The 19541-nt window shown below is 66.3% G+C and carries 12 protein-coding genes and 4 pseudogenes; 11 read left to right on the forward strand and 5 right to left on the reverse strand.

The features are described 5' to 3' along the window. Positions 1–32: 32 nt before the first annotated feature. The 8 genes and pseudogenes from ACSKB9_RS00005 to ACSKB9_RS00040 form a co-directional block, all read left to right on the forward strand. A pseudogene (locus tag ACSKB9_RS00005) lies at positions 33–461 on the forward strand (aldehyde dehydrogenase family protein); the annotation flags it as partial. Positions 462–586: 125 nt separating this feature from the next. Further along, positions 587–1732: an isobutyryl-CoA dehydrogenase gene (locus ACSKB9_RS00010; protein WP_438070968.1), complete on the forward strand. Its 1146-nt coding sequence runs from the start codon at positions 587–589 to the stop codon at positions 1730–1732. After that, complete coding sequence (locus ACSKB9_RS00015; protein WP_438070970.1) at positions 1729–2964, forward strand: enoyl-CoA hydratase/isomerase family protein; 1236 nt, start codon at positions 1729–1731, stop codon at positions 2962–2964. Before ACSKB9_RS00010 ends, ACSKB9_RS00015 begins: the two co-directional genes overlap by 4 nt. Next, a pseudogene (mmsB, locus tag ACSKB9_RS00020) lies at positions 2870–3714 on the forward strand (3-hydroxyisobutyrate dehydrogenase); the annotation flags it as partial. The gene ACSKB9_RS00015 and the pseudogene mmsB, both read left to right, overlap by 95 nt. Before the next feature lie 138 nt (positions 3715–3852). Then, positions 3853–5575: pseudogene (locus tag ACSKB9_RS00025) on the forward strand (AMP-binding protein). Between the two features lie 13 nt (positions 5576–5588). Then, the gene (locus ACSKB9_RS00030) at positions 5589–6068 is read left to right on the forward strand and encodes a MaoC family dehydratase (protein ID WP_016846543.1); all 480 of its coding nucleotides are present in this window, start codon (positions 5589–5591) and stop codon (positions 6066–6068) included. 611 nt (positions 6069–6679) lie between these two features. Further along, positions 6680–7597 carry an SDR family NAD(P)-dependent oxidoreductase gene (locus tag ACSKB9_RS00035; RefSeq protein WP_057019767.1) on the forward strand — a complete coding sequence of 306 codons (918 nt, stop codon included), beginning with the start codon at positions 6680–6682 and terminating at the stop codon, positions 7595–7597. Positions 7598–7599: 2 nt separating this feature from the next. Further along, entirely contained in the window at positions 7600–8820 is a 1221-nt protein-coding gene (locus ACSKB9_RS00040) for a TIGR03862 family flavoprotein (protein ID WP_438070973.1), read from the forward strand. Positions 8821–8897: 77 nt separating this feature from the next. Here the strand turns inward: ACSKB9_RS00040 and ACSKB9_RS00045 are convergent, their stop codons facing one another. Next, positions 8898–10115 (reverse strand): MFS transporter, encoded by a 1218-nt coding sequence (locus ACSKB9_RS00045; protein ID WP_438070975.1) that lies wholly within the window; start codon positions 10113–10115, stop codon positions 8898–8900. A 93-nt stretch (positions 10116–10208) separates the two neighbouring features. On the opposite strand from ACSKB9_RS00045, the gene ACSKB9_RS00050 reads away from it, so the two are divergent. Continuing rightward, positions 10209–11111 carry a LysR family transcriptional regulator gene (locus ACSKB9_RS00050; protein WP_438070977.1) on the forward strand — a complete coding sequence of 301 codons (903 nt, stop codon included), beginning with the start codon at positions 10209–10211 and terminating at the stop codon, positions 11109–11111. A gap of 145 nt (positions 11112–11256) precedes the next feature. On the opposite strand, the gene ACSKB9_RS00055 is transcribed toward ACSKB9_RS00050, so the two are convergent. From ACSKB9_RS00055 to ACSKB9_RS00065, 3 genes and pseudogenes are all read right to left on the reverse strand, one after another. Further along, positions 11257–12336, reverse strand: a complete 1080-nt coding sequence (locus ACSKB9_RS00055; protein WP_438070979.1) for a D-TA family PLP-dependent enzyme — start codon at positions 12334–12336, stop codon at positions 11257–11259. A gap of 127 nt (positions 12337–12463) precedes the next feature. After that, positions 12464–14279, reverse strand: a pseudogene (locus tag ACSKB9_RS00060) (ABC-F family ATP-binding cassette domain-containing protein). Between the two features lie 4 nt (positions 14280–14283). Further along, the gene (locus ACSKB9_RS00065) at positions 14284–14823 is read right to left on the reverse strand and encodes a YaiI/YqxD family protein (RefSeq protein WP_438079989.1); all 540 of its coding nucleotides are present in this window, start codon (positions 14821–14823) and stop codon (positions 14284–14286) included. Positions 14824–14918: 95 nt separating this feature from the next. Between ACSKB9_RS00065 and ACSKB9_RS00070 the strand changes: the two genes are divergently transcribed. Beyond that, on the forward strand, positions 14919–15722 hold the full coding sequence (locus tag ACSKB9_RS00070) for a hypothetical protein (RefSeq protein ID WP_438070981.1): 804 nt from the start codon (positions 14919–14921) through the stop codon (positions 15720–15722). A 167-nt stretch (positions 15723–15889) separates the two neighbouring features. On the opposite strand, the gene ACSKB9_RS00075 is transcribed toward ACSKB9_RS00070, so the two are convergent. Next, positions 15890–18262 (reverse strand): xanthine dehydrogenase family protein molybdopterin-binding subunit, encoded by a 2373-nt coding sequence (locus ACSKB9_RS00075; protein WP_438070983.1) that lies wholly within the window; start codon positions 18260–18262, stop codon positions 15890–15892. Between the two features lie 217 nt (positions 18263–18479). Between ACSKB9_RS00075 and ACSKB9_RS00080 the strand changes: the two genes are divergently transcribed. Next, positions 18480–19523 carry a Ppx/GppA phosphatase family protein gene (locus ACSKB9_RS00080; protein WP_225159181.1) on the forward strand — a complete coding sequence of 348 codons (1044 nt, stop codon included), beginning with the start codon at positions 18480–18482 and terminating at the stop codon, positions 19521–19523. Positions 19524–19541: the final 18 nt, after the last annotated feature.

A 19541-nucleotide genomic window follows, 5' to 3' on the forward strand; every position in this document is an offset into this window, starting at 1 on the left:
AAGGTTAAGCATAGTTCTGCATGATGGGTTAGCAGCACCTGGAGAAGGGCTTCTATCTCGGCGGTTCGCTGTTCGACAACGTCACCAAGGACATGCGGATCTACAAGGAAGAGATCTTCGGCCCGGTGCTCTCGGTGGTGCGCGCCCACGACTATCACGAGGCGCTGGCGCTGCCGTCCGACCACGACTACGGCAACGGCGTCGCGATCTTCACCCGCGACGGCGACGCCGCGCGCGACTTCGCCGCCAAGGTCAATGTCGGCATGGTCGGCATCAACGTGCCGATCCCGGTGCCGATCGCCTATTACACCTTCGGCGGCTGGAAGAAGTCCGGCTTCGGCGACCTCAACCAGCACGGTCCGGACTCGATCCGCTTCTACACCAAGACCAAGACGGTGACCTCGCGCTGGCCGTCCGGCGTCAAGGAAGGCGCGGAGTTCTCGATCCCGACGATGAAGTAATTTCCGGGAACGTCATTGCGAGCGCAGCGAAGCAATCCATCTATCCCCCGCGTGGAAGAATGGATTGCTTCGTCGCTTCGCTCCTCGCAATGACGGTGGGGTAACCTTCAGGGCTAGGCGGCGAGATGCAGTTCGCTCTCAACGAGGACCAGATCGCGGTTCGCGACATGGCGCGGGCGTTTGCGGCGGAGAAGATCGCGCCGCACGCGCTCGAATGGGACGAGACAAAGCACTTTCCAGTCGACGTGATGCGCGAGGCAGCAGGCCTCGGCATCGGCGGCATCTATATCAAGGACGATGTCGGCGGCTCGGCGATGACGCGGTTCGACGCGGCGCTGATCTTCGAGGCGCTGGCGACGGGGTGCCCGACCACGTCGGCCTTCATCTCGATCCACAACATGGCGTCCTGGATGATCGATGCCTATGGCAGCGACACCCAGCGCCACACATGGCTGCCGAAGCTCTGCACCATGGAGCTGATCGCCAGCTACTGCCTGACCGAGCCGGGTGCCGGCTCCGACGCTGCCGCGTTGCGCACCCGCGCGGTGCGCGACGGCGATCATTACGTGCTCAACGGCCAGAAGCAGTTCATCTCTGGCGCCGGCAGCACCGACCTGTTGGTGGCGATGGTGCGCACCGGCGGCGACGGACCCGGCGGCGTCTCGACGCTTGTCGTCGACGGCAAGACGCCAGGCGTGTCGTTCGGCAATAACGAGCGCAAGATGGGCTGGAATGCGCAGCCGACCCGCGCTGTCATGTTCGAGAACGCGCGCGTGCCGGTCGCGAACCGGCTCGGCGAGGAGGGCATCGGCTTCAAGATCGCGATGGCCGGGCTCGACGGCGGCCGGCTCGACATCGCGGCGTGCTCGCTCGGCGGCGCGCAGGCGGCGCTCGACAAGGCGTTGGCCTACATGAAGGACCGCAAGGCATTCGGCAAACGCCTCGACGAATTCCAGGCGCTGCAATTCAAGATCGCCGACATGGCGACCGAGCTGGAAGCCGCACGCACCTTCCTGTGGCGGGCGGCCGCCGCGCTCGACCGCAAGGATCCGGACGCTTCCATGCTGTGCGCGATGGCAAAACGGTTTGGCACCGATGTCGGCTTCGAGGTCGCCAACCAGGCGCTGCAGCTGCATGGTGGCTACGGCTACCTCAGCGAATACGGCGTCGAGAAGATCGTGCGCGATCTGCGCGTGCACCAGATCCTCGAAGGCACCAATGAAATCATGCGGCTGATCGTGTCGCGCAAGTTGATCGAGGGCGCGCGATGAATGATGCGGCAGCAGCCGAGGGCGACCTGATCGCGCGCAAGGAAGGTTCTGCCGGCATTATCCGGCTCAACCGACCGAAGGCGATCAATGCCGTGACGCTGGAGATGTTCCACGACATCGACAGGGCGCTCGATGCGTTCGAGGCCGATCCCGATGTCGCTGTCATCGTGCTGGAGGGCGCGGGCGAGCGCGGCCTGTGCGCCGGCGGCGACATCCGCGCGCTCTGGGAGAGCTCCAAGGTCAAGGGCGATCTCGGCAAGATCCTGTGGCGCGACGAATACATCCTCAACGCGCGGATCAAGAAGTTCCCAAAGCCCTATGTCGCCTTCATGGACGGCATCGTGATGGGCGGCGGCGTCGGGCTGTCGGCGCATAGCCGCCACCGCGTGGTGACGGAGCGGACCAAGCTCGCGATGCCCGAGGTCGGCCTCGGTTTCTTCCCCGATGTCGGCGGCACCTATCTGCTGTCGCGCTCGCCGGGTGAGATCGGCACCTATTTCGGGCTCACCGGCACCACCATGAACGGACCCGATGCGATCTACGCCAAATTCGCCGACGCCGTGGTGCCGAGCGCAAAGCTGCCGGCGCTGCGCGAGGCGCTGACCAAGGTTACGCCGGGTACGAGTTCGGCCGAGATTGATCGGCTGATCGGAGGCTTCGCCACTAGCGAGACGGCTGGCCCTGTCGCCGCGATGCAGGCCAAAATCGACGGCTGGTTCGCACACGGCCGGATGGAGGACGTCGTCGCCGCGCTGACGGCCGACGGATCGGATATGGCGCAGGCCACGCTAAAGACGCTCAGTGAGAAGTCGCCGCGCGGCATGGTGGTGACGCTGAAACTGCTGCGGCTGGCGCGCGCGACCGCGACGCTGGAAGAGTGCCTGAAGCGCGAATATCGCGCCGCGCTCGAGGTGTTCGCCAGCGACGATTTCCGCGAGGGCGTGCGCGCAGCCGTCATCGACAAGGATCGCAATCCGACATGGTCGCCGGCCGGGATCGAACAGGTGACGCCGGAGATGCTCACGCCTTACTTCGCCGAGATCGGCGCTGACGAATTGAAATTTCCCGACAGCAAATCGAAACGTCGCAAGCGGAGGACTTCCCATGGCAAACGTCGCATTCATCGGGCTCGGCAATATGGGCGGGCCGATGGCCGCCAATCTGGTCAAGGCCGGCCACAAGGTGACCGCGTTCGATCTGGTCGCAGCGTCTCGCGATCAGGCCAGGAGTGACGGCGCCGCGATCGCCGAGAGCAGCGTTGCTGCGGTGAAGGGCGCCGATGTCGTCATCACCATGCTGCCGGCCGGCAAGCACGTGCTCGGCGTCTGGAACGAGGTGCTGCCCGCGATGGCCAACGGCGCGCTGATCATCGACTGCTCGACCATCGACGTCGAAAGCGCAAAGCAGGCGCATGTGCTGGCTGCCAAGCACGGCATGGCCTCGGTCGACGCGCCGGTCTCCGGCGGCACCGGTGGCGCCAAGGGCGCGACGCTGACCTTCATGTGCGGCGGCGAGCCGAAGGCATTCGCGGCGGCCCAGCCGATGTTGGCAAACATGGGCAAGAAGATCGTGCATTGCGGCGCGGGCGGTGCAGGGCAGGCAGCCAAGATCTGCAATAATATGATCCTCGGTATTTCCATGATCGCGGTCGGCGAGGCTTTCGTGCTCGCCGAAAAGCTCGGCCTGTCGCACCAGGCGCTGTTCGACGTCGCCTCGACCTCGTCGGGACAGTGCTGGTCGCTGACGACCTATTGCCCGGTTCCCGGCCCGGTGCCGACGTCGCCGGCCAACAACGATTACAAGCCGGGTTTTGCTTCGAACCTGATGGTCAAGGACCTGACCCTGGCGCAGGACGCCGCCAATGCCGCCGGCGCGGTCACGCCGCTCGGCAAGCACGCGCAGGAGATCTATAAGACCTTCGACGCGTCGGGCCACGGCGGGGTCGACTTTTCCGGATTATCCAGCACGTTAGGGCCCTTGCCGAAGTAAATCGCCGTCATCCTGAGGTGCGAGCGGAGCGAGCCTCGAAGGATGGAAAGATGGTGTCCGTGGCCATCGCTTCGAGACGCCGCGCAATGCGCGGCTCCTCAGGATGACGACAGAATACGTGGTGAAGCCGGATGACCACATTTCAGGACGCACGCGCCTTCTGCTCAAGCACCGCACCGACTACGACGCCGCGGTGAAGGGATTTCGCTGGCCCGATCCGGTGCCGTTCAACTGGGCGCTCGACTGGTTTGATGCCGAGCTCGCGCAAAGTCCCGAAAGCCGCGACCGGCTGGCGCTGTGGATCGTCGATGCCGCTAGCGGCAACGAGACCAAGCTTTCCTTCGCCGAGCTGTCGCGCCGCTCAAGCCAGGTTGCAAATTTCCTGCGCGCGCAGGGGCTGAAGCGCGGCGATCATCTGTTGCTGTTGCTCGGCAATGTCGTGCCGCTGTGGGAGACCATGCTGGCGGCGATGAAGCTCGGCGTCGTCGTGATCCCCGCCACCACGCTCTTGACCGCGGATGAATTGCGCGACCGGCTCGATCGCGGCAAGGCGAGGGCGGTGGTTGCCACGCAGGATCAGGTCGCGAAATTCGCAGGCCTCGGCAGCGACAAGCTCGTCCGCATCGTGGTCGGCGCGACACAGGCGCAGGACGGCTGGCTGCCGTTCGAGGATGCCGCCAAGCAGTCCGACGCATTCACGGCCGATGGCCCGACCAAGGCCGACGACCCGATGCTGCTCTATTTCACCTCGGGCACCACGGCAAAGCCGAAGCTGGTGCGGCACAGCCAGCGCAGCTATCCGGTCGGCCATCTCTCGACCATGTACTGGATCGGCCTGCAGCCCGGCGACATCCATCTCAACATCTCCTCGCCCGGCTGGGCCAGGCGTGCCTGGAGCTGCTTCTTCGCGCCGTGGAATGCCGGCGCGACGATCTTTATCGCGAACCAGCCACGCTTCGAGGCGAAGGGACTGCTCTCGATCATCGGCCGCTGCGGCATCACCACGCTGTGCGCGCCGCCGACGGTGTGGCGGATGTTCATCCAGGAGGACCTTGCGAGCTTCAAGGTCTCGCTGCGCGAGGTGTGCGGCGCCGGCGAGCCGCTCAATCCGGAGATCATCGACCAGGTCAATCTGCCTGGGGGCTGACCATCCGCGACGGCTACGGCCAGACCGAAACCACCGCGCTGGCCGGCAACTCGCCGGGTCAGAAGGTCAAGGTCGGCTCGATGGGCCGGCCGCTGCCGGGCTATCGCGTGCAGGTCACCGACAATGACGGCCACCCCGCGAAGGAAGGCGAGGTGACCTTGCTGCTCGGCGCAGACCGGCCGGCGGGCTTGATGCAGGGCTATCAGGGCGACGACGGCAAGCTGATCGGCACCGACGGCGAGATCTATCGCAGCGGCGACGTCGTGTTCACCGATGACGAGGGTTATCTGACCTTCGTCGGTCGCACCGACGACGTATTCAAATCCTCCGACTACCGCATCTCACCGTTCGAGCTGGAGAGCGTGCTGCTCGAGCACGACGCGGTGGCCGAAGCCGCCGTGGTGCCGAGCCCGGACCCGATCCGGCTGGCGGTCCCGAAGGCCTATGTGCTGCTGGTATCAGGCGTCGAACGAACGCCGGAGACCGCGCTGTCGATCTTCAAGCATTTGCACACGCGGCTCGCACCGTTTAAACGCATCCGCAAGCTCGAGCTGGTCACCGAACTGCCGAAGACGATTTCTGGAAAAATCCGTCGCGTGCAGTTGCGCCGGCTCGAACACGACGATGTCAGAAGCGATGCGTTGCGCGGGGTCGAGTTCCGCGAGGAAGAATTTCCGGAGCTGCAGAAGGTGCGGACCTCCGGTTAGCAGAGGTTAGCCAATGAACGAAGTCTGGAAGAAGCCGCCGGTGTCGCTGGAAACCTACCAGGGCATGGTCGGCAAGGAGATCGGCGTGTCCTCGTGGCACCTGCTCGATCAGGGCCGCATCGACACCTATGCCGACGTGATCGAGGATCACCAGTTCATTCACGTCGATCCCGAGCGCGCCAGGAAGGAGACCGCCTTCGGCACCACGATCGCGCATGGCTTCCTGACGATGTCGCTGATGTCGATCATGTCCTACGAGGTGATGCCGGTGCTCGAGGGCACCGCGATGGGCGTCAATTACGGCTTCGACAAGCTGCGCTTCATCTCGCCGGTGCGCTCGGGCAAGCGCGTCCGCGGCCGCTTCGTGCTGGCCGAAGCCACGCTGCGCAAGCCGAAGGAGTTGTTGTCGCGCACCAACGTCACGGTCGAGATCGAGGGCGAGGAAAAGCCCGCGCTGGTCGCCGACTGGCTCGGACTGATCTATTTCAGCTGAGGGTCACAAGACGCGGTTGTGTTGCAACCGCGAAGAGTTGCGCCACCTCTCCCGCAAGCGGGGGAGGTGCAGCGAGCCACCCCAATCTGATTTTTTTGGCGATGCTCTGCTCTGGCCCCATGTAGCGCATTGACGGCTGTGTTCCCTGGTGTCCATGATGCCCGCTTTAGGCGGTGCGGTCCCGGGAGTGGCAGCCATGGTGCAAAACATCGTCGCCGGAATTGTCGTAGTCGCTTTGATTGTGATCGGTGCGATTAGCTACGCTCAAGAGCATCACGAGTGCTGGAGCGGGCATCTGCTCAAAAGTCTGAAACCCTGCGGGTCGATGACCCCTTCGGTCTAGCGCGCCCGGTGGCCGCCCTTGCCAGTCTCGGCCGGACTTGACCCGGCCATCCATCGCTGCTCAAAAGTCCCCAACCTTTTCATGCCGCTCGGGCATTAACCCTCTCCCCTTGTGGGAGGGGTGGCGAATTCGAGCGGAGCGAGATGAAGCCGGGTGAGGGGTCTCTCTCCGCGTGCTCATCCGTGGAGAGAACCCCTCATCCGGCGCGCTCGCGCGCGCCACCTTCTCCCACAAGGGGAGAAGGGAAGTCAGAGCAGGAATGACAAGCATGGCAATCAGGTTTGACGGACGCGTCGCTATCGTCACCGGCGCGGGCAATGGTCTCGGACGGGCGCATGCGCTGGGGCTCGCCAGCCGCGGCGCCAAGGTGGTGGTCAACGATTTCGGCGGCGCGCGCGACGGCACCGGTGGGTCGCTGTCGCCGGCCGAGACCGTGGTCGAGGAGATCCGGAAAGCCGGCGGCACCGCGATGGCCGACGGCGCCGACGTCTCGAACTTCGAGCAGGTCACCGCGATGGTCGAGCGCGCCACCAAGGAGTGGGGCAGCGTCGATCTCTTGTGCGCCAATGCCGGCATCCTGCGCGACAAGTCGTTCACCAAGCTCGAGGTCGCCGACTGGGCCAAGGTGCTCGACGTGCATCTCACCGGCACCTTCTTCTGCTGCAAGGCGGTGTGGGCCGGCATGCGCGAGCGCAATTACGGCCGCATCGTGCTGACGACGTCGTCGTCCGGCCTGTTCGGCAATTTCGGCCAGGCCAATTACGGCGCGGCGAAGGCCGGCATGGTCGGCCTGATGAACGTGCTCGCCGAAGAGGGCCGCAAGAACAACATCAAGGTCAACACCATCTCGCCGACCGCTGCGACCCGCATGACCGAGGAACTGCTGCCGCCGCAGGCGCTGGCGCTGATGAAGCCGGAAGCGATCACGCCCGCGGTCGAATTCCTGCTCTCGGAAGACGCACCGACCCGCACCATCATGGGCGCCGGCGCCGGCTCGTTCGCCGTGATCCGTGTGCTGGAGACCGAAGGCGTCAACCTGCCGCAGTCCGAATGGACGCCGGACGGCGTCGCCGCGCACTTCAACGCGATCAGCGACATGTCGACCGCGAAGGCGCTGCAGGGCGCGTTCGAGCAGACCCAGAAGTATGTCGCCCAGGCCGCCGCGCGGGCCGGGATCAAGCTCTGAGCATGACCGTCGCCGTCATCGGAGCCGGACCTGCCGGCCTGATGGCGGCGGAGGTGCTCGCCCAAGGTGGCGCACAGGTTACCGTCTACGATGCGATGCCGTCGGCCGGCCGCAAGTTCCTGATGGCCGGCCGTGGCGGGCTCAATCTTACGCACTCCGAGCCGCTGCCGGATTTCCTTGCGCGCTATCGCGAGGCGATGCCGCATCTGAAGGCTGCGGTCGAGGCTTTTCCGCCTGAAGCACTGCGCGTCTGGAGCGATGCGCTGGGGCAGCCGACATTCGTCGGCAGCAGCGGCCGCGTATTCCCCGAGGCGTTCAAGGCGTCGCCCCTGCTGCGCGCCTGGCTACGGCGGCTCGATTCCGCGGGCGTCGCGTTCACATTCCGGCATCGCTGGGTTGGATGGGACGCGCGCGGGGGACTGCTGTTCGAGACGCCGGACGGCCAGCGCACAGTCAATGCCGATGCAACCGTGCTGGCGCTCGGCGGCGCGAGCTGGCCGCGGCTCGGCTCGGACGGCGCCTGGGCGGAGATCCTCACCGCGAAGGGCGTTGCGGTGGCGCCGATCAAGCCAGCCAATTCCGGCTTCACGGTTGCGTGGTCGAATATCTTCCGCGACCGGTTCGAGGGCCAGCCGCTCAAGGGCGTCGCGCTCACGATCGGCTCGCATACGGTGCGCGGCGAGGCCATCGTCACCGATGCCGGCATCGAAGGCGGTGCGATCTATGCGCTGTCGGCGGAATTGCGCGAGGCGGTGCTCGCCAAGGAAACGGCGACACTGACGGTGGCGTTGCGGCCCGATGCCGCGGGCGACGAACTGGTCGCGCGTCTGTCGGCGCCGAAGGGCAAGCAATCCCTTTCCAATTTCCTGCGCAAGGCCGCGCAGCTCTCGCCGGTCGGCATCGGGCTGTTGCAGGAGGCGACCGTCGCCGCCGGCCGTTCGCTGACCGCGCTGCCGCCGGCGGAATTGGCCGAGCTGATCAATGCGGTGCCGATCAAGGTCACCGGCGTGGCGCCGATCGCTCGCGCGATCTCGAGCGCCGGCGGGATCAGGTTCGACGAACTCGACACGCAGTTCATGCTGCGGCGGCTGCCCGGCGTCTTCGTGGCCGGCGAGATGCTCGATTGGGAAGCGCCGACCGGCGGCTATCTGTTGCAGGCGTCGTTTGCAACCGGCGTCGCAGCTGGGAGGGGCGTGTTACGATGGTTCGTGCAGAAATCGTAGCTCTGTAGGATGGGTAGAGCCGACGGGGCCGCGCTTTGCGCGGCCCCGTTGGCTCTACCCATCCTACGCGATGCCGCTCATTCCGAGCCCGTCTTCGTCGCGATGTCCGTGATCAAGCCGAGCACACCGAACGCCGCAGCCACTGCGCACACAGCTGTCCAGCCACCAAAGCTCCACGCCGCGGATGCCGCTGCCGCGCCGACCGCGCCGCCGATGAAGAACAGCGCCACGAACAGGCCGTTGATGCGGCCGCGCGCCTCGGGGCGCAGCAGGTTGACGGCGCGGCGGCCGAGCGTCTGGTCGGTGGTGATGCCGAGATCGAGCAGGATGGTGCCGAGGCTCAGCACGACGAGTGCTGCGATCCGCGACTCCAGCACGCCGGCCCACGCGCACAGCGCCAGCGATGCGGATATCAGCAGGTGCGAGCCGATCAGCATCGGCCGCGCCAGGCCACGGTCGCCCCAGCGGCCGGCCAGCGGTGTCGCGATAGCGCCGGCAATGCCGATCAGTGCGAACAGTGCGATGCCCTTGGCGTCGAGCTTGAACGGCGCATCCGGCAGGCGCAGCGCCACGGCGGCCCAGAACGCAGTGAACGAGGCCATCACTAGCGCCGCGGTCCAGGAGCGAACGCGCAGCACCGGCTCCTCGCGCAGCAGTCTTGGGAACGAACGCAGCAGCGCGCCGTAGCTGACCTTCGCCGCCGGCTGTAGCGTCGGCAGCGTGCGCGCCAGCGCGCCGGCGAGCACCGTCATCAGCACGGCCGAGGTGACATAGTTGCCGCGCCAGTTCCAGCTGTCCGCGATCAGGCTCGCCATCGGCCGCGACAGCAGGATGCCGATCATCAGGCCGCTCATCACATCGCCGATCGCCTGTCCCCGGCGCTCCGGCGGCACCATCGACGCCACCAGCGGCACCACCATCTGGATCGCGGCGCACGACGCGCCAAGGATGAAGGTGGCAGCCAGCAGGATCAGCGGCGTCGGCGCCATCGCGGTGCCGATCGCCGCGACGATGGCGCAGGCCAACGTGCGCAGGATCAGCCGCTTGTTCTCGACGAGGTCGACCAGCGGCACCAGCAGCAGCAGCCCGAGCGCGTAGCCGAGCAGGGTCAACGTCGAGATCAGGCCGGCCTCTAGCGCGGTCATGCCGAGCGAGCGGCCCATCAGGCCAACGAGGATCTGCGGCGCAAAGAGATTGGTGACGACGGCGCCGGTCGTGATGGCGCCGATCCAGATCAGCGGACGCACGGCGACGGTGCGCGCCGGGGAGAGTTTGGTGGCTTCGGAGATGGTCATGGGACCTCGCGATGGAGTGGCGAGGCCCCCTTTAGGGGATCGGGATAATATGCTACAATTCAAATAAGATGATGAAGAATATGCGAGATTGTTATGAACACCCATGACCTCGTGGCGTTCGTCGCCGTCGTCGAGACCGGATCGATCGTCGCGGCCTCGGCGCGGCTGAACCTGACCCAGCCCGGCGTGACGCGGCGGATCCAGAATCTCGAGGAGATGCTCGGCGCGCAGCTGCTCGACCGGCTCTCCAAGCCGTTGAAGCCAACGGCGGCGGGAATCGAGGCCTATGAGCAGGGCCGTCGGCTGCTGCGCATGCTCGACGACCTCAAGTCAGGCGTCGCCAATGACGGCGTGGTGCGCGGCGAGTTCAGGCTCGGCCTGACACCGTTTTTGTCGGAGGCCGGGCTGACCGGACCGCTCGACGCGGTGCGCGGCGAATTTCCGGCGCTGGCGGTGCGCGTCGTCTCGGGCTGGTCGCCCAACCACATGGAGCGGGTCAGCCGCAACGAGCTCGATGCCGCGGCAATCTGTTTGCCTGACGGCACCGCGCCGCCCGACGATCTCGCGGCCGACGATCTCGGCGCGCAGCCGGTGGTGTTCGTCGTCGCGCGCGACATGAAGACGCCGAAGTCAGTCGATCTCGAATGGGTGTCGCGGACCGGATGGGTGATCAACCAGGACGGCTGCGGCTTCCGCCAGACCCTGAAGCGCCATTTCGATGCGGCGCATCTGCCGTTCAACATCGCGGTCGAGGCGCTCGACAGCGAGCTGCGGCTGTCGCTGGTGGCGCGCGGGCTCGGCATCGGCCTCGTGACGCCGGTGGCGCTGAAACGAAGCCCGATCCGCAGCCGGCTCAAGGCCGTGAAGATCGCCGATTTCAATCCCGCAGTCCGCGCCTGGATCGTGCATCGCCCGCCGGCCGGCCGCCTGGCGCGGCCGATCGAGGTGTTTCGCGCGGCGCTGGATCGCGAGCTGCAGGCGCTGATGCGGGAGTAGCGAGGTTTGTGCGCTGCGCGACCTTTGGCCCGCCGCCGCCCTTCGAGGCCTCCGCTTCGCTACGGCACCTCAGGGTGACGGCTTCGAGAGAGCGTCATCCTGAGGTGCGCGCGAAGCGAGCCTCGAAGGATGCGCGGGCGGTCGGCTAGCGCAATTTCCCCCGCGCCGTCACCGGCAACGCACCGATGATCTCGTCACCGCGCACCATCACGACCTCGTCCATCATATTGACGACGACGCAGACGTGATTGGGCACGATCCGCACCACGTCGCCGACATTGGGCCGCGTGTTGCTGCGAGACAGATCGAGGAAGCCGTGCTCCTCGGCGAAGCGCGCGATCCTGGCCTCCGGATGTTCGAGGATCAGGCCGTGGCCTTCGAGGCCGCCGGTGTCCGAGGTCAGCGTCTTGGAGCCGGCATCGAGGATGCCGCGCTCGGGGCCGGCGCGGCTGACGACGGTGGAATAAATATGCAGCGCGCAATCGTCCCAGGTCGCGACGCCGGCCGCGACCTGCATGCGGTCGTTGTAGATGTAGGTACCGAAGCGATGCTCGGTGCCGCCCTTCAGTTTGCCGAGGTTCTTCAGGTTCGGCGTGCCGCCGGTGGAGACGATGGTCGCGTCGAGGCCGTGGGCGCGCACGCCGGCCAGCGCCTCGTCATAGAATTTCTGCGCATCGGCCCAGCCGGTCTCGGTCGGGTAAAGCATGAAGCCCGCGAAGCTGAGGCCCTTGGAGGCCGCGATCTCCCGCGCCAGCGCGATCGCCTCGGCCGGGGTCTCGACGCCGGCGCGCTTGCGGCCGGTGTCGCATTCGACCACGACGGAGAGCGCGCGGCCGGAGGCGGCTGCGGCCTTCGGCAGATCGCCGACGACGACGGAATTGTCGGCGGCGACGGTGACGTTGGCCTTTGCTTGCAGCGCGCCGAGCCGCGCCATCTTCTCGTCACCGAGCAGATTGTAGCTGATCAGGATGTTGTCGATGCCAGCGTCCGCCATGATCTCGGCCTCGCCAAGCTTCTGGCAGGTGATGCCTTTGGCGCCGGCCTTGATCTGCAGCTGCGCCAGCATCGGGTTCTTGTGCGTCTTGATGTGCGGGCGGTTGGCGACGCCGGCCTCGTCGCAGGCCTTCTGGATGCGCGCGATGTTGCGCTCGACCCGGTCCATGTCGATCACGGCGCAGGGCGTGCCGTATTCCTTGGCGATCTTGGCGGCGAGGGGCGTCGTCATCGGGATGGCTCCATTGCAGAGTTTCCGTCATTGCGAGCGGAGCGAAGCAATCCATCTGTCCGCGTTTGCAGATGCATGGATTGCTTCGTCGCTTCGCTCCTCGCAATGACGGCAAGAATCATTGTGTTCATGCTTGTTCGATCTCTTCACGCAGCACCTCGAGTTCGAGCCAGCGGTCCTCGGCGGCGGCGAGCTCTTGCTGCACCTTTGCGATCGCGGCCGAGGCGGCGTCGAATGTCTTGCGATCCTTCGTATAGAGATCGGGATCGTCGAGCAGCTTCTGCTGCTTGGCGATCTCGTTGTGCAGCTTGTCGATGGTCTTCGGCAAGGTTTCCAGCGCGTGCTTCTCGTTGAAGCTCAGCCGGCGCCTCGGTGCTGCTTCGGGCGCTGCGGCCCTGGTTTCCTTCTTCTCTTCGGTCGGGGCTTCCGCCTTCACCGCCTCGCGCTTCACGTCGGCGCCGCGCTGCGCCAGCATGTCGGAGTAGCCGCCGGCATATTCGATCCAGCGTCCCTGGCCTTCGGGCACGATCACCGACGTCACCACGCGGTCGAGGAAGTCGCGGTCGTGGCTGATCAGGATCACCGTGCCCTCGTAGTCGCCGAGCATGTCCTCGAGCACGTCGAGGGTTTCGAGGTCGAGGTCGTTGGTCGGCTCGTCCAGGATCAAAAGGTTCGACGGCTTGGCCAGCGCGCGCGCCAGCATCAGCCGGCCGCGCTCGCCGCCGGAGAGCGCTTCCAGCGGCGTGCCGCGCTGCTCTTGCGCGAACAGGAAGTCTTTCATATAGCCGATGACGTGCTTCGACTTGTCGCCGACCATGACGTGGTCGCCGCGGCCGCCGGTCAGCGCCTCGGCCAGCGTCAGCTTCGGGTCGAGGCTCTCGCGGTGCTGGTCGAGGGTTGCCATCTCGATATTGGCCCGAGTTCGCACCGAACCGGAGTCGGGCGGATCGTTGCCGATCAGCAGATGCACCAGCGTGGTCTTGCCGGCGCCGTTCGGGCCGACAATGCCGAGCCGGTCGCCGCGCTGGATCCGGGTCGAGAAGCCGTCGACGATCCTGCGCTCGCCGAACGCCTTCGCGATGTTCTTGGCCTCGATCACCAGGCGGCCGGATTTCTCGGCTTCGGCGGCGGCGAGCGTGGCATTGCCGGTGGCGCCGCGATAGTTGCGGCGCTGGTCGCGCAGCGCATGCAGATTGCCGAGCCGCTTGACGTTGCGCTTGCGGCGGCCGGAGACGCCGTAGCGTAACCAGTGCTCCTCGTTGACGATCTTGCGGTCGAGCTTGTGCTGCTCGCGCTCTTCCTCCGCCAGCACCTCGTCGCGCCACGCCTCGAAGGCGCCGAAGCCGCGCTCGATCTGCCGGATCTGGCCGCGGTCGAGCCAGGCCGTGGTGCGCGACAGACTGGTGAGGAAGCGGCGGTCGTGGCTGATCAGCACCAGCGCGCAGCGCCGGCTTTCCAGTTCGGCCTCGAGCCATTCGATGGTCGGCAGGTCGAGATGGTTGGTCGGCTCGTCGAGCAGCAGGATATCGGGCGAGGGCGCCAGCACGCGCGCCAGCGCCGCGCGGCGCGCCTCGCCGCCGGAGACAAGCGCGGGATCTTCCTCGCCGCTGAGGCCGAGCTGTTCGAGCAGATAGCGGGCCTGGTAGTGGTCGTCGCCGGGGCCGAGGCCGGCCTTGACATAGGCGAGCGTCGTGTTGTGCTCGCCGAAATCCGGCTCTTGCGGCAGATAGCGGATGGTGGCGCCGGGCTGTACGAAGCGGCTGCCGGCGTCAGGCTCGACCAGGCCGGCCGCGATCCGCAGCAGGGTCGACTTGCCGGAGCCGTTGCGGCCGATCAGGCAGACGCGCTCGCCGGCGGAGACCGAGAGCTCGACGCCCGTCAGCAGCGGCGTGCCGCCGAAGGTCAGGCTGATGTCCTTGAGCTGGATGAGGAGGCGGAGCCATTGCGCTAACCCTGCTCGCTCGCCTGCGCCTGCTCGGCGCGGCGGCGCTGGATACGGCGGATGGTCTGGTCGAGCGTCGACAGGAAGGTCGAGCGGTCGCGCGGCGAATATGATTTCGGCCCGCCGGTGATCTCGCCCGACGAGCGCAGATCGGTCATCAGATTGCGCACCGCAAGCGTCATGCCGATCGACTGTTCGGTGAACGGCTTGCCGTTCGGCGCGATCACATCGGCGCCGGCCTTGACGCAGCGGCTCGCCAGCGGAATGTCCGCGGTGACCACCACGTCGCCTTCATGCGCGCGTTCCGCGATCCAGTCGTCGGCGGCATCCATGCCGGAACCGGCCGCAATGCGCTCGATCAGCGGATCCTGCGGCACGCGGATGAAATTGCCCGCGACCACGCTGACGGGCACGCCGAGCCGGATCGCGACGCGATAGATCTCGTCCTTCACCGGGCAGGCGTCGGCGTCGACATAGATGCGGGTGGGAGCAGGGGTTTCGTCATCGATTCCAGGGTTGGCAGGCGCGGCCTGCGTGTACTCCATCGAGCGGAAAATAGCGAGCAAAACGAGAGGCTTGTCACGCTGCCCGGTTCGACTACGATTGCCTGAGAAAAACAACGGAAATAAGGGGAAACCCCATGGATTCGAAGACGGCTTCGCTGACCTACTGCGTCTCGGCGTACAACACCTCGAAACTGTCGGAGAACAAGATCCACGACGACACGGTGGCGCGAAAGTTCGGCTTTTCCGGCGGGCTGGTGCCAGGCGTCGACGTGATGGCCTACATGATGCACCTGCCGGTCGAGAAATGGGGCCGCGATTTCCTCGCGCGCGGCCTGATCGAGGCGCGCTTCGTCAAGCCGGTCTATGACGGCGAGATCGCGGAGTTGACGGGCCAGGAGACCGGCAATGGGCTGACGATCGAGCTCCATAGCCGCGGCGAGCTCTGCGCCACCGGCACCGCCTCGCTGCCGGCGTCCGCGCCGAAATTCGTGCTCGACGACTACAAGCAGGTCGCAGCTGTCGCCGAGCGCAAGCCGGTCAGCGCGTCGTCCTATGAGGAGGGCAAGTGGCTCGGCACCATCCCGCGCGACTGGTCGGGCGATGCCGCGAAGGAATATCTCGCCGATATCAGGGAGACCGACCCGATTTACTTGCGCGAGGGTCTCGGCCATCCCGGCCTGCTGCCGCGGGTGATGAACAAGGTGCTGGTCGACAATGCGATCCTCGGGCCCTGGATCCATGTCGGCACCCGCATGCAGCTGTTGTCAGCGGGCAAGATCGGCGACGAATTGACCGCGCGCGCCAAGGTGACCGGCAATTACGACAAGAAGGGCCACCGCTTCGTCGAGCTCGATGCGCTGGTGCTCGGCAACGGCGTGCCGCTCGCGCATTGCTGGCATATCGCGATCACCCAGCCGCGCGAGCAGGCCGCGGCGTAACTTTCCACCTCTCCCCGTTCTTCACGGGGAGAGGTCGGATCGCATCGCAGATGCGATCCGGGTGAGGGGCAAGGCACAATTCCAGTTACAACGACCTTGCTCGCCGGATGGAGCCCCTCACCCCAGCCCTCTCCCCGCAAGAGCGGGGCGAGGGAGCAGGAGAGCCCTTATGCCACGCTCGCCTTGGCGTCGTGGATCGCGCGCCAGACGCGTTCGGGCGTCAGCGGCATGTTGATGTGCTTGATGCCGTACTCCGACAGCGCGTCGATCACGGCGTTGACGATGCAGACGAGGCTGCCGGCGCAGCCGGCCTCGCCGCAGCCCTTGGTGCCGAGCGGGTTGGATTTCGCCGGCGAGGGATGATCGCCGACCAGCATCGACGGCACGTCGCCGGCGCGCGGCAGCGCGTAGTCCATGAACGAGCCGGTGATCGGCTGGCCTGATGCGTCGTAGCTGACTTCCTCCATCAGCGCCTGGCCGATGCCCTGCGCGACGCCGCCATGCAGCTGGCCCGCGACGATCATCGGATTGACCACGACGCCGAAATCGTTGACCGCCGAGTAGCGCACGATCCGCGTCACGCCGGTGTCGGGATCGATCTCGACCTCGGCGACGTGGCAGCCGTTCGGGAACGTCGACGCCGTCTCCTTGGTGGCGTGATCGACGTCGAGCGTGTCCGGCGTGCCTTCCGGCATCTTGCCGGCGCGCATCCGCTCGGCGAGCTCCATGATGCCGATCGAGCGGTCGGTGCCGGCGATGGTGAAGCGGCCGGCGCCGAATTCGATGTCGGCCTCGGAGGCCTCCAGCATGTGCGCGGCCGCCTTCTTGCCCTTCTCGACGACGAGCGCCGAGGCCTCGACGATCGCTTGCCCCGTTGCGGTGATCGAGCGCGAGCCGCCGGTGCCGTTGCCGAAGCGCACCAGATCGCTGTCACCCTGTTCGAGGGTGATCTTCTCGAAGGGCACGCCGAGCCGGTCAGACAGCACCTGCGCGAACGGCGTGGCGTGGCCCTGGCCGTAATCCAGCGTGCCGGTGGTGAGCTTCACCGAGCCATCGGGCTCGAAGCTGATCTTGCCGAGCTCGCCGCTCGGCGGCGCGGTGACCTCGAGATAGGAGCCGACGGCGATACCGCGCAGCTTGCCGCTCTTCTTGCTCTCCTTCTTGCGCTTGGCGAAGGTCTCATAGTCGGAGATCTCCAGCGCCTTCTGGAACACACCGGCGAAATCGCCGCTGTCATAGGTGACGCCGGACGCCGCCGGGAACGGCAGCTGCGACGGCTTGATGAAGTTGCGCTTGCGCAGCGTGAAGCGGTTGATGCCCATCTCGTCGGCGGCCGCATCGATCAGCCGCTCCATGTAGTAATTGGCCTCGGGCCGGCCGGCGCCGCGATAGGCGCCCATCAGCGTGGTGTTGGTCAGGACCGTCTTGATGTCGACGCCGAGCAGCGGCGTGCGATAGACGCTGGCGAGGTTCTTGCCGGTGTTGAGCGACAGCGGGCCCGGCGCGACGCCGGTGATGTAGGCGCCGAGATTGCCGTAGCCGGACAGCCGCACCGCGAGGAACTTGCCGTCGGCATCGAGCGCGAGCTCGGCATGGATCAGCTGCGCGCGGCCCTGGCTGTCGGAGAGGAAGCTGGTCGAGCGCTCGTCCAGCCACTTCACCGGACGGCCCAGTTCACGCGCAGCATGCGCGATGCAGGTGTATTCGGGATAGTTGAGGTTCTTCATCCCGAACGAGCCGCCGACATTGCCGGTGAGGATGCGGACCTTGTCGGCGGGCACGTTGAGCAGGCGTGCCAGGATCGCCTTGTTGCCGGAGACGCCCTGGGTCGGCACCTGCAGCGTGAAGCGTTCGGTTTTCTTGTCGTAATGGGCGAGGGCGACGCGCGGCTCCATCGAGACCACGGCGACGCGGGTGTTGACGATGTCGAGCTTGGTGACGTGCGCCGCGCCGGCGAACGCCGCCTCGATCTTGGCGGCGTCGCCATAGTGATAGTCGAGCGCGACGTTATCGGGGATGTCGTCGTAGAGCTGCGGCGCGCCGGGCCTGGCGGCTTCAGCTGCGTCGGTCACCGCGGGCAGCGGCTCGATATCGACCTCGACGGCCTCGGCGGCATCGCGCGCCTGCGCCGCGGTCTCCGCCACCACGAAGGCGACGGGATCGCCGACGAAGCGCACCTTGTCGGTCACCAGCGCGGGACGGTTGGTCTGCTTGAGCGGGGAGCCGTCACGGTTCTTCAGCGGCAGGCCGCAGGTGAAGGGGTTGTAGCCGGCGGCCGCAAGGTCGGCGCCGGTCCAGACCCCGAGCACGCCCGGCATCGCCTTGGCGGCCGCCGTCTCGATGCCCTTGATGATTCCATGGGCATGCGAGGAGCGAACCATCCAGCAAGTGGCCTGGCCGGGCAGCGAGAAATCGTCGGTGTATTTGCCCTTGCCGCGCACCAGGGTGTCGTCCTCCTTTCGTCGAACAGGCTGTCCGACACCGTATTTTTGCAGTGCGATAGCGTTTTCGAGGGAGGCAGGCGGCGTGTGATCTTGCATCGAAAATGACCTGAAATGCCCGGATTTGCTGGAGTTTGGGGGCGCTGAGGAGATAACGCACACCCCCCTTAACGACAACGCCCGATTGGGCATGGACCCAATGTGAACGGAGTTTGCGTAGGGCTTTGACGCTGCTAAAGTTTCCGTGAACGATAATTATTCGGCGGGCCTAAAGGATCCTACGGATCCCCTGGGGTCCCGCGGAAAGACAGTTTTGATGAACGACCATGTGCGGCTTTGCGACGGCCCCCCGGCCAGCGAAGCCCCGCCAGGGTTGGTTGCGGCAGCGGCGGAAAGTGGCGTCTACGCCGCGCTGGACCTTGGCACCAACAATTGCCGGCTGTTGATCGCCTGTCCCACCGGCGACGGGTTCCGCGTGGTCGATTCATTCTCGCGGATCATCAGGCTCGGCGAGGGCATCGCCGCCACCGGCTCGATCAGCGAGGCCGCGATCGAGCGTGCCATTGCCGCACTGGCCATCTGCAGCGACAAGATCCGCTATCGCAAGGCGCGCCGGCTCCGCCTGATCGCCACCGAGGCCTGCCGCGCCGCCGGCAATGCCGAGAGCTTCCGCGCGCGGGTGGCGGCCGAGACCGGCATCAAGCTCGAGGTGATCGATCGTGAGACCGAGGCGACGCTCGCGGTGATCGGCTGCTCGCCGCTGCTCGATCCGAAGGGGCGGGGCGCCATCCTGTTCGATATCGGCGGCGGCTCGACCGAGCTGGTGCGGATCGAGCGCGACCCCAACGCGCCCGACGCGGCGCCACGCATCAAGGCGTGGATGTCGATCCCGCTCGGCGTCGTCACGCTGGCCGAACATTTCGGCGGCAAGAATGTCACCAGGGATATGTATGCGCGAATGATCGATGAGGTCGCGCGGCACGTTGCGCCGTTCGCGGCCGAGCATGGCAAGGATCTGCGCGACATGCACATGCTCGGCACCTCCGGCACCGTGACCACGCTCGCGGGCGTGTTCCTCAACCTGTCGCGCTACGACCGCCGCCGCATCGACGGCATCTGGATGAACGATTGCGACGTCACCGCGACGATCCAGAGGCTGCTCGGCATGAGCTATGAGGCGCGCGTCAACAACAACTGCATCAGCGTCGAGCGCGCCGATCTGGTGCTCGCCGGCTGCGCGATCCTGGATGCGATTCGCAACGCGTTCCCGATGCCGCGGCTCCGTGTCGCTGATCGCGGCCTGCGCGAGGGCATGCTGGTCGAGATGATGCGCGAGGACGGCGCGCTGCGGGCGTGCTAGAGCTTCCCTTGCCTCGCC

The organism is Bradyrhizobium sp. BR 1433 (assembly GCF_051547665.1).
Taxonomy (GTDB): domain Bacteria; phylum Pseudomonadota; class Alphaproteobacteria; order Rhizobiales; family Xanthobacteraceae; genus Bradyrhizobium; species Bradyrhizobium australafricanum.

Bases quoted from the DNA above. Each gene is read 5' to 3' on its own strand.
- ACSKB9_RS00035 (WP_057019767.1), top strand. From the start codon at position 6,680: ATGGCAATCAGGTTTGACGGACGCGTCGCTATCGTCACCGGCGCGGGC.
- ACSKB9_RS00050 (WP_438070977.1), top strand. From the start codon at position 10,209: ATGAACACCCATGACCTCGTGGCGTTCGTCGCCGTCGTCGAGACCGGA.
- ACSKB9_RS00045 (WP_438070975.1), bottom strand. From the start codon at position 10,115: ATGACCATCTCCGAAGCCACCAAACTCTCCCCGGCGCGCACCGTCGCC.
- ACSKB9_RS00030 (WP_016846543.1), top strand. From the start codon at position 5,589: ATGAACGAAGTCTGGAAGAAGCCGCCGGTGTCGCTGGAAACCTACCAG.
- ACSKB9_RS00015 (WP_438070970.1), top strand. From the start codon at position 1,729: ATGAATGATGCGGCAGCAGCCGAGGGCGACCTGATCGCGCGCAAGGAA.
- ACSKB9_RS00065 (WP_438079989.1), bottom strand. From the start codon at position 14,823: ATGGAGTACACGCAGGCCGCGCCTGCCAACCCTGGAATCGATGACGAA.
- ACSKB9_RS00070 (WP_438070981.1), top strand. From the start codon at position 14,919: ATGGATTCGAAGACGGCTTCGCTGACCTACTGCGTCTCGGCGTACAAC.
- ACSKB9_RS00040 (WP_438070973.1), top strand. From the start codon at position 7,600: ATGACCGTCGCCGTCATCGGAGCCGGACCTGCCGGCCTGATGGCGGCG.
- ACSKB9_RS00075 (WP_438070983.1), bottom strand. From the start codon at position 18,262: ATGCAAGATCACACGCCGCCTGCCTCCCTCGAAAACGCTATCGCACTG.
- ACSKB9_RS00055 (WP_438070979.1), bottom strand. From the start codon at position 12,336: ATGACGACGCCCCTCGCCGCCAAGATCGCCAAGGAATACGGCACGCCC.
- ACSKB9_RS00080 (WP_225159181.1), top strand. From the start codon at position 18,480: ATGAACGACCATGTGCGGCTTTGCGACGGCCCCCCGGCCAGCGAAGCC.
- ACSKB9_RS00010 (WP_438070968.1), top strand. From the start codon at position 587: ATGCAGTTCGCTCTCAACGAGGACCAGATCGCGGTTCGCGACATGGCG.